At 66.0% G+C, this 7796-nt stretch carries 7 protein-coding genes and 1 pseudogene; all 8 read left to right on the plus strand.

Annotated elements, in window-relative coordinates; translation table 11 throughout:
- Positions 1–18: 18 nt before the first annotated feature.
- Positions 19–1527 (plus strand): sensor histidine kinase, encoded by a 1509-nt coding sequence (locus HMPREF0372_RS16960; protein WP_007495187.1) that lies wholly within the window; start codon positions 19–21, stop codon positions 1525–1527.
- Between the two features lie 7 nt (positions 1528–1534).
- Entirely contained in the window at positions 1535–2212 is a 678-nt protein-coding gene (locus tag HMPREF0372_RS16965; protein ID WP_007495189.1) for a response regulator transcription factor, read from the plus strand.
- A gap of 17 nt (positions 2213–2229) precedes the next feature.
- Positions 2230–3045: a sugar phosphate isomerase family gene (locus HMPREF0372_RS16970; RefSeq protein ID WP_039997930.1), complete on the plus strand. Its 816-nt coding sequence runs from the start codon at positions 2230–2232 to the stop codon at positions 3043–3045.
- A 10-nt stretch (positions 3046–3055) separates the two neighbouring features.
- A complete protein-coding gene (gene nagA / locus HMPREF0372_RS16975) occupies positions 3056–4213 on the plus strand; it encodes an N-acetylglucosamine-6-phosphate deacetylase (RefSeq protein WP_007495193.1) in 1158 nt (385 codons plus the stop codon).
- 25 nt (positions 4214–4238) lie between these two features.
- On the plus strand, positions 4239–5393 hold the full coding sequence (locus tag HMPREF0372_RS16980) for a class II fructose-bisphosphate aldolase (protein WP_007495195.1): 1155 nt from the start codon (positions 4239–4241) through the stop codon (positions 5391–5393).
- 2 nt (positions 5394–5395) lie between these two features.
- Complete coding sequence (locus HMPREF0372_RS16985) at positions 5396–6679, plus strand: glucose-6-phosphate isomerase (protein ID WP_007495197.1); 1284 nt, start codon at positions 5396–5398, stop codon at positions 6677–6679.
- Positions 6680–7516: a triose-phosphate isomerase family protein gene (locus HMPREF0372_RS16990; protein WP_007495198.1), complete on the plus strand. Its 837-nt coding sequence runs from the start codon at positions 6680–6682 to the stop codon at positions 7514–7516.
- Between the two features lie 15 nt (positions 7517–7531).
- A pseudogene (locus tag HMPREF0372_RS16995) lies at positions 7532–7796 on the plus strand (lactate racemase domain-containing protein); the annotation flags it as partial.

The raw sequence follows: 7796 nt of genomic DNA on the forward strand, positions 1-7796 counted from the left end.
GCAGGGGGGAGAGGCACCGTGCTGATTCTCGTACTGATACTGTGTCTGGCCACATCGCTGTATGTGGCTCTGCGGCGTAAGGACTCGCTCTCCCTGTATTTGCTGGGCATGAGTGTGTGTAACCTGGTCATGTTTGCGGGCATCATTGTCTATATCGCGGCCATCGGCGGCACAGCAGCCCAACAGCGGGAGTTCCTGTTTCTGGTTCCAAAGCTGCAGGTGTGGCTCCATGCGCTTCCAATCCCTATGGACCGGCTGGGCTATGTGGTGGCAGTAGGCCGCTCCCTGTTTCCCCTGTTTGCCCTACAGGCCGCACTGGAGGCCACCATGATCCCGGCCCTCCGGCGCAGGATGAAAAGCCTGCGCCTTGCGGCATGTGTGGTACCGGCATTGTCCCTCGTTTATTATTATCCGGCCGTGTTTCGCACGGTGGTGAGTGGGCGCTTCTGGCTCCTGCCGCTGACCATTCACGTTTCGCTGGCCTGGATCATCCTTTATCTGGCGGCGGCGGGTCTGCTGTTTTTCCAGGAGTACCATGCCACCACCATGCCAGTTTTCAAGCGCAACACCCGCTATGTGCTGCTCTCCTTCGCCAGTATCTCCACCCTCTACCTGCTCTACGCCAGCAAGGACCCGGCACAGATCTACAACATGTTCATCTCCGAGTATATCCGCCTGGGCATCAGCAGCTACATCAGCGGGGCGCTGCCCGCCCTGGGGTGGATCATCCTGGGTCTGTGCACGGTGTTCTTTGTGGTGCTGGGCAGCTACAATCTGGTGCGCTATACCCAGCTTACCTATGACGACACCCGGCAGGATATGATCCTCAAGCGGAAGTTCGACGCGGCGGGCACCGGAGTATCCGTCTTTGTCCACGGGGTAAAGAACCAGCTCCTGTCCAGCCGGGTGCTCCACAAGAAGCTGTCCCGGGCTTTGGCGGGGGACCCTCCGGACATGGCGCAGGTGCGCGCCTGCGCCGTTCAGCTCAACGAGCTGAACGAGGGAATGCTGCGGAGGATGGACGAGCTCTACCGCACGGTCAAGAACAACTCCATTGCCCTCACGGCCGTGCCGGTGGAGGGGCTGGTGGAGGCGGCGGTGGAGCGGTTTCACGGCAAGTACCCCGGCCAGCCGGTTCGCCTGGATGTGGGCACCGACCGATTGGTGCTGGCGGATCTCAGCCACCTGAGCGAGGCGGTGTGCAACCTGCTGTGCAATGGGTATGAGGCGGCCGTTCAGGCGGGGCGGGAGGAGCCGCAGGTGGTGCTTCGTGTCCGCGCCGAGCGCATGTGGACCGTGCTGGAGGTGGAGGACAACGGCCCGGGCATCCCGCCGGAGCGCCAGGGCAAGATTTTCGAGCCCTTTGTCACCAGCAAAAACACCAATTACAACTGGGGCATGGGCCTGTACTATGTGCGGAAGATCGTCCGCAGCCACCTGGGCCGCCTGCGCCTGGAGAGCCGCGACGGGGAGGGGGCCCGGTTCCAGATCATGCTGCCCCTCTACGACCCCCGTCAGAAGGAGTGATCACACAATGGCAAAGACAATCCGGGTGATGGTGGCGGAGGACTTCCCCCTGCTGCGGGAGGACTTCTGCGACGTGGTATCCGCCCAGAGCGATATGGAGGTGGTGGGCTCCGCCGCCTCCGGAGAGGAGATCGCTTCCCTGGCGGACACCGTCCCCTGCGACGTGATTCTGATGGACATCGAAATGGAGACCATCGACGCGGGCATCCGGGCCGCCGAGGTCATCACGGCGCGGCACCCGGAGGTCAAAATCCTGTTCCTCACCGCCCATGAGACCGACGACATGATCACCAGCGCCATGGGCACCGGCGCGGTGGACTATGTGGTGAAGGGCTGTGAGGAGGAGAGGCTGCTGGAGCACATCCGCCGGGCCAGCGAGGGGCGGGCGGAGCTGGACCCAAAGATCCAGAACACCGTCATGCAGGAGTACGCCCGTCTGCGCCGCAGCGAGCGCTCCCTGATTTTCTTCATCAACAACGTGGCCCACCTGACGCCGGCGGAGCACGAGCTGGTCAAGCTGCTGCTCCAGGACAAGAAGGTGGCGGAGATCGCCAGGCTCCGCTGCGTGGAGGTGGTGACCATTAAGACCCAGATCAAGGGCCTGCTGGGCAAGTTCGGCTGCTCCCGCACCAAGGAGATCGTCAAGATGATCCGCCAGATGAATTTGGAGCACCTGTTTCAATGACAAAAGGAGGTACGACTATGGACTACTATCATATTTCCGCCCAGGAGCTGGGCAAGGGCGCCAAGCTCCCCATCCTCAAGCTGGGCGACTCCGGCGAGGTCTTTTACGAGATGGCCGCCGAGATGTGCGCTGCCATCCGCGCCAACAACGCCGCCGGAAAGCCCACCGTCTTTATCTGCCCGGTGGGGCCGGTGGGGCAGTACCCCATCTTTGTGCGGCTGGTCAACCGGGAGCAGCTCTCCCTGAAGAACTGCTGGTTCATCAACATGGACGAGTACCTCACCGACGACGGCCAGTGGATCGCCGAGGAAAATCCCCTGTCCTTCCGGGGCTTCATGGCCCGGGAGGTATATGGCAAGATCGCCCCGGAGCTGCTCATGCCCGAGGAGCAGCGGGTCTTCCCCGATCCCAACGACCTGGGCCGCATCCCCGCCCTGATCGAGGAGCTGGGCGGCGTGGACATCGCCTTCGGCGGCATCGGCATCACCGGCCACCTGGCCTTCAACGAGCCCCAGCCGGAGCTGACGGCCGAGCAGTTCGCCCAGCTCCCCACCCGGGTGCTGGACATCCACCCGGAGACGAGGGCCACCAACTGCGTGGGCGACCTGGGCGGCGCGCTGGAGGATATGCCCAAAAAGTGCGTCACCATCGGCATGAAGGAGATTCTGGGGGCGCGGAAGCTGCGCCTGGGCGTGTTCCGGGACTGGCACCGGGCCGTGTGCCGCCGGGCGGCCTACGGCGAGGTGACCGCCGCGTTCCCCGCCACCCTGGCCCAGAACCACCCCGACGCCCTGCTCTACGTCAACGCCAACGCCGCCCGGACGGCCTATTGAGGAGGCCGCCATGGACAACTCCTTTTATCTGAAAAACGGCTCCGTCCTGTGGAACGGGGCCTTCATCCCCCTGGACATGGCGGTGGAGGACGGGCGCATCACCGCCCTGAGCCGCGGGCACCACAATGAGAAGGGCCTGCCGGAGGTGGACGCCGCCGGATTGCGGGTGCTGCCCGGTTTCCTGGATCTGCACACCCACGGCGCCGCAGGGGTGGACGTGAACGCCGCCGACGCCGAGGGCTTGCGCGCCATCGGCCGGTTCTTCGCCTCCCAGGGCGTCACCGGCTGGCTGTGCTCGGTGCTCACCGACACGCCGGAGCAGACCCTCTGGTGCATGGAGCAGGCCAGACAGGTCATCGAGGGCGGCCCCTGCGGCGGGGCGGCCCTGCTGGGCGTCCACCTGGAGGGCCCCTGCCTGTCCTCCGAGTACAAGGGGGCCATGCCCGAACACCTGCTGATGCACACCGCCGACGCGGAGCTCTTTGCCAAGTATCAGAAGGCCTCCGGCGGCCACGTGCGCTATACCACCCTGGCCCCTGAGATCCCCGGCGTGCCCGGGCTGATCCCCCGCCTCAACGCCATGGGCATCGTCTGCGCCATGGGCCACAGCGGCGCGGGATACGACCAGTGTGTGGAATGTGTGGAGGCGGGCGTCCGCTCCGTCACCCACCTGGGCAACGCCATGCGCCTGTTCCACCAGCACGACCCCGCCATCTTCGGCGTGGCCCTGGAGCGGGATGTGTATGTGGAGGCCATCTGCGACGGCCGCCACCTCCACCCGGGTACCGTGCGCCTCTACCTCAAGGCCAAGGGGTACGGCCGGGTGGTAGCCGTCACCGACTCCATCATGGCCGCCGGCCTGCCCGACGGCAGTTACAAGCTGGGAGTCAACGACGTAATTGTGGAGAACGGGGACGCCAAGCTGCCCAACGGCGTCCGGGCCGGCTCCACCCTCACCATGGCCCAGGCCCTGCGCAACCTCATGGCCTTCACTGGGGAGGGGGCGGAGATCGTCTCCCGACTCATGACCGCCAACCCCGCCCGCCTCATGGGCTGGGCCGGCAAGGGGGAGCTGGACGTGGGAAAGGACGCCGATCTGGTCCTGCTGGACGGCGATTACCAGGTGGCCCGCACCGTGGTGGGCGGGCGCACCGTCTATACAAGATAAGGGAATAACCGAAAGGAGAATTGTTATGCCTCTGGTACCTCTGCGTCCGGTTCTGGACGCCACCGTGAAATATGGCTACGCCCAGGGGGCCTTCAACGTCAACGCCGTGGCCCAGGCCGAGGCGGTCATCGCCGTGCATGAGATGTTCCGCTCCCCCGCCATCCTGCAGGGGGCCGATCTGGCCAACGCCTTCATGGGCGGCCGGGTGGACTTTGCCAACGGCACCCTGGAGGACAAGAAGAAGGGGGCCCGCAACATCGCCGAGGCGGTGAAGAAGTTCGCCGAGCAAAGCCCCATCCCCGTGGTGCTCCACCTGGATCACGGCAAGAACTTCGACTCCTGCGTGGCCGCCATCGAGGGGGGGTACACCTCCGTGATGATCGACGGCTCCTCCCTCCCCTTTGAGGAGAACGTGGAGCTCACCCGCGAGGTGGTCAAGTACGCCCACGCCCGCGGCGTGTCCGTGGAGGGCGAGCTGGGCGTGCTGGCCGGCGTGGAGGACCACGTCTTTGCCGCCAACTCCACCTACACCAACCCCCTCTCCGCCATTGAGTTCTTCAAGAAGACCGGGGTGGACGCCCTGGCCATCAGCTACGGCACCATGCACGGCGCCAGCAAGGGCAAGGACGTGAAGCTGCGCCGCGAGATCCCCATCGCCATCAAGGAGTGCATGAATCACGAGGGCATCCAGGGCGCCCTGGTGTCCCACGGTTCCTCCACCGTGCCCCGGTACATCGTGGAGGAGATCAACGCCCTGGGCGGGAACATCCAGAACGCCTACGGCATCTCCAAGGAGGAGCTGAAGGCCGCCATCCCCTGCGGCATCGGCAAGATCAACGTGGACACCGACATCCGCCTGGCGGTGACCCGCAACTTCCGCGAGCTGTTCCGCGACCACCCGGAGCTGAAGAACGACCCCAAGGCGGGCGGCGTCTGGAAGCTGCTGGACGAGAAGCGGGACGCCTTTGATCCCCGGGCCTTCCTGGCTCCCATCATGGACACCGTCATGTACGGAACCGGCGACGAGGGGGCCGTGGCCCGGATCACCGACGCCATGCGCCGGGGCGTGAAGGAGGCCGTGGGCACCCTGATCGTGGAGTTCGGCAGTTACGGCAAGGCCCCCCTGGTGGAGCCGGCTACCCTGGAGGACATGGCGGCCCGCTACGCAAAGGAGGGCTGAGCATGGACGGCATCACCCTGTCCTTTGCCGACGCGCGGCCGGTGCTGGCCCCCGGCGCGCTGGAGGAGCAGGTGCGCGCCGCCGCGCCCCTGCTGGCCGAGGCGGCGGCGGGAGAGGAGCGGTACCGGGACAACCTGGGCTGGCACAGTGTGGACGAGGCGGCCGGGCCCGAGCGGGTGGACTTCCTGCTGGAGCAGGCGGCGCGGGTGCGGGCCGACGCCGATGCCTTCGTGGTCATCGGAATCGGCGGCTCCAACCAGGCGTCCCGGGCCGCCGTCAAGGCCCTGCGGCCGGAGGGGGGCCCCGCCATTCTGTGGGCGGGCAACACCATCTCCGCCTGCGAGATGGCCCGCACTCTGCGGGAGCTGGACGGATATCAATCCATCTACATCGACTGCATCGCCAAGAACTTTGAGACCCTGGAGCCGGGGATTGCCTTCCGGGTGTTGCGCCAGTACCTGGAGCGGCGCTACGGCGCGGAGGGCGCGGCAAAGCGCATCTTCGCTACCGGCACGCCGGGCTCCACCCTCCACCAGCTCTGCCTCGACCAGGGCTATACGTTCCTCACATTCCCCGAGACCATCGGCGGGCGGTACTCGGTGGGCAGCGACGTGGGGCTCTTCCCAATGGCGGTGGCCGGGGTGGACATCCGCGCGCTGGTGCAGGGGATGCGGGACATGCGGGATACCCTCCTCGCCGCCCCGGCGGAGGAGAACCCGGCCCTGCGCTACGCCTGCCTGCGCCGGCTGCTGCTGGAGCACGGCTACCGCCTGGAGATGCTCTCCTTTTTCGAACCCCGGCTGGATTACTTCGCCAAGTGGTGGATTCAGCTCTTCGCCGAGAGCGAGGGCAAGGAGGGCAACGCCCTGTACCCGGTGGCGGCCTCCAACTCGGAGGATCTCCACTCCATCGGCCAGTTCATCCAGGAGGGCAGTCCCATCCTCTTCGAGACCTTCGTGGAGGTGCGCGCCCGCGACGCGTCGGTGCTCCTGCCCCCCGAGGCCAAGAAGGACTACTTTGACTACCTGACGGGCATGGACTTCTGGGACATCAACAACACCGCCCGCCAGGCCACCATGCGGGCCCACGGCGACCGGGGCATCCCCTGCATGAACCTCTCCATCCCCGCCATCGACGCCCACACCCTGGGCGGGCTGTTCTATTTCTTCCTCTTTGCCTGCTATCTCTCCTGCAAGCTGCTGGGCGTCAACCCCTTCAACCAGCCGGGCGTGGAGGGCTACAAGGGCTATATGTTTCAAAATTTGGGAAAGCCGGGTGTCAACTGAATGAAACACATTTTTTTGAATCTCAAGCGTTTTGACGTGCCGGTGGAGCTGGGCGGGGTCAACCGCCTGGCCCCCGTGGCCGAGTGGGGCAGGGCCATTGTGGCCGGGACCCAGCAGGGCCTGACGGGCTATGACCCGGCGGAAGCGGAGTTTGTGGACTTCTTCCCGGAGGCCCACCTGATTCCCGCGGCCGCGGCCCGCACCGCCGACAGCCGGGTGGAGCTGGGCTGCCAGGGGGTCTTCCGGGCCGACACCGCAGTGGGCGGCAACTTCGGCGCCTTCACCACCAACCGGCCCGCCCACGCCGCCGCCGCCCTGGGCTGCGGCTGGGTCCTCATCGGCCACTGCGAGGAGCGCAACGACAAGGCGGGCATCCTGGCGGAGGCCGGCGTCACCGACACCGCCGCCGTCAACCGCCTGCTCAACCAGGAGGTGAAGGCCGCCCAGGCCGCGGGGCTCAAGGTGCTCTACTGCATCGGCGAGAAGAGCGAGGAGCAGGAGGCCTGGCAGCAGGTGCTGGGCGACCAGCTCGCCATCGGCCTGGACGGGACGGACAAGAGCCGGGTGGTCATCGCCTACGAGCCCATCTGGTCCATCGGGCCCGGCAAGACCCCGGCCGACAAGCCCTACATTGAGAAGATCGCCCGCTTCGTCAAGGAGCGCACCGGCGGCCTGGACGTGGTGTACGGCGGCGGCCTCAAGGCGGACAACGCCGCCATGCTGGCCTCCATTGCGGACATCGACGGCGGCCTCATCGCCCTGACCCGGTTCAGCGGCGAGATCGGCTTCTACCCCGAGGAGTATCTGGAAATCATCCGCCTGTATATGGGCCATTAAGGACGGAGGTAAATTATGAAACTGGAATTTGAATACGGGCAGGGCCTGCTGGGCGCGGAGCTGCCCGACAGCACGGACATCTTCATCCCCGGGGAGACCGTGGCCGATCCGCCCTGTCTGCCCCAGGACTGGGACAGCCTGTACGCCGCCACCCTGGAGTCCATCCGCAACCCCATCGGCATGCCCACCCTGCGGGAGCTGGCGCACAAGGGGAGCACGGTGGTTATCGTGATTCCGGACATCGTCAAGGGGGGCAACCAGCCCACCAGCCACCGGAAGG

Source organism: Flavonifractor plautii ATCC 29863, from assembly GCF_000239295.1.
GTDB classification, from domain to species: domain Bacteria; phylum Bacillota; class Clostridia; order Oscillospirales; family Oscillospiraceae; genus Flavonifractor; species Flavonifractor plautii.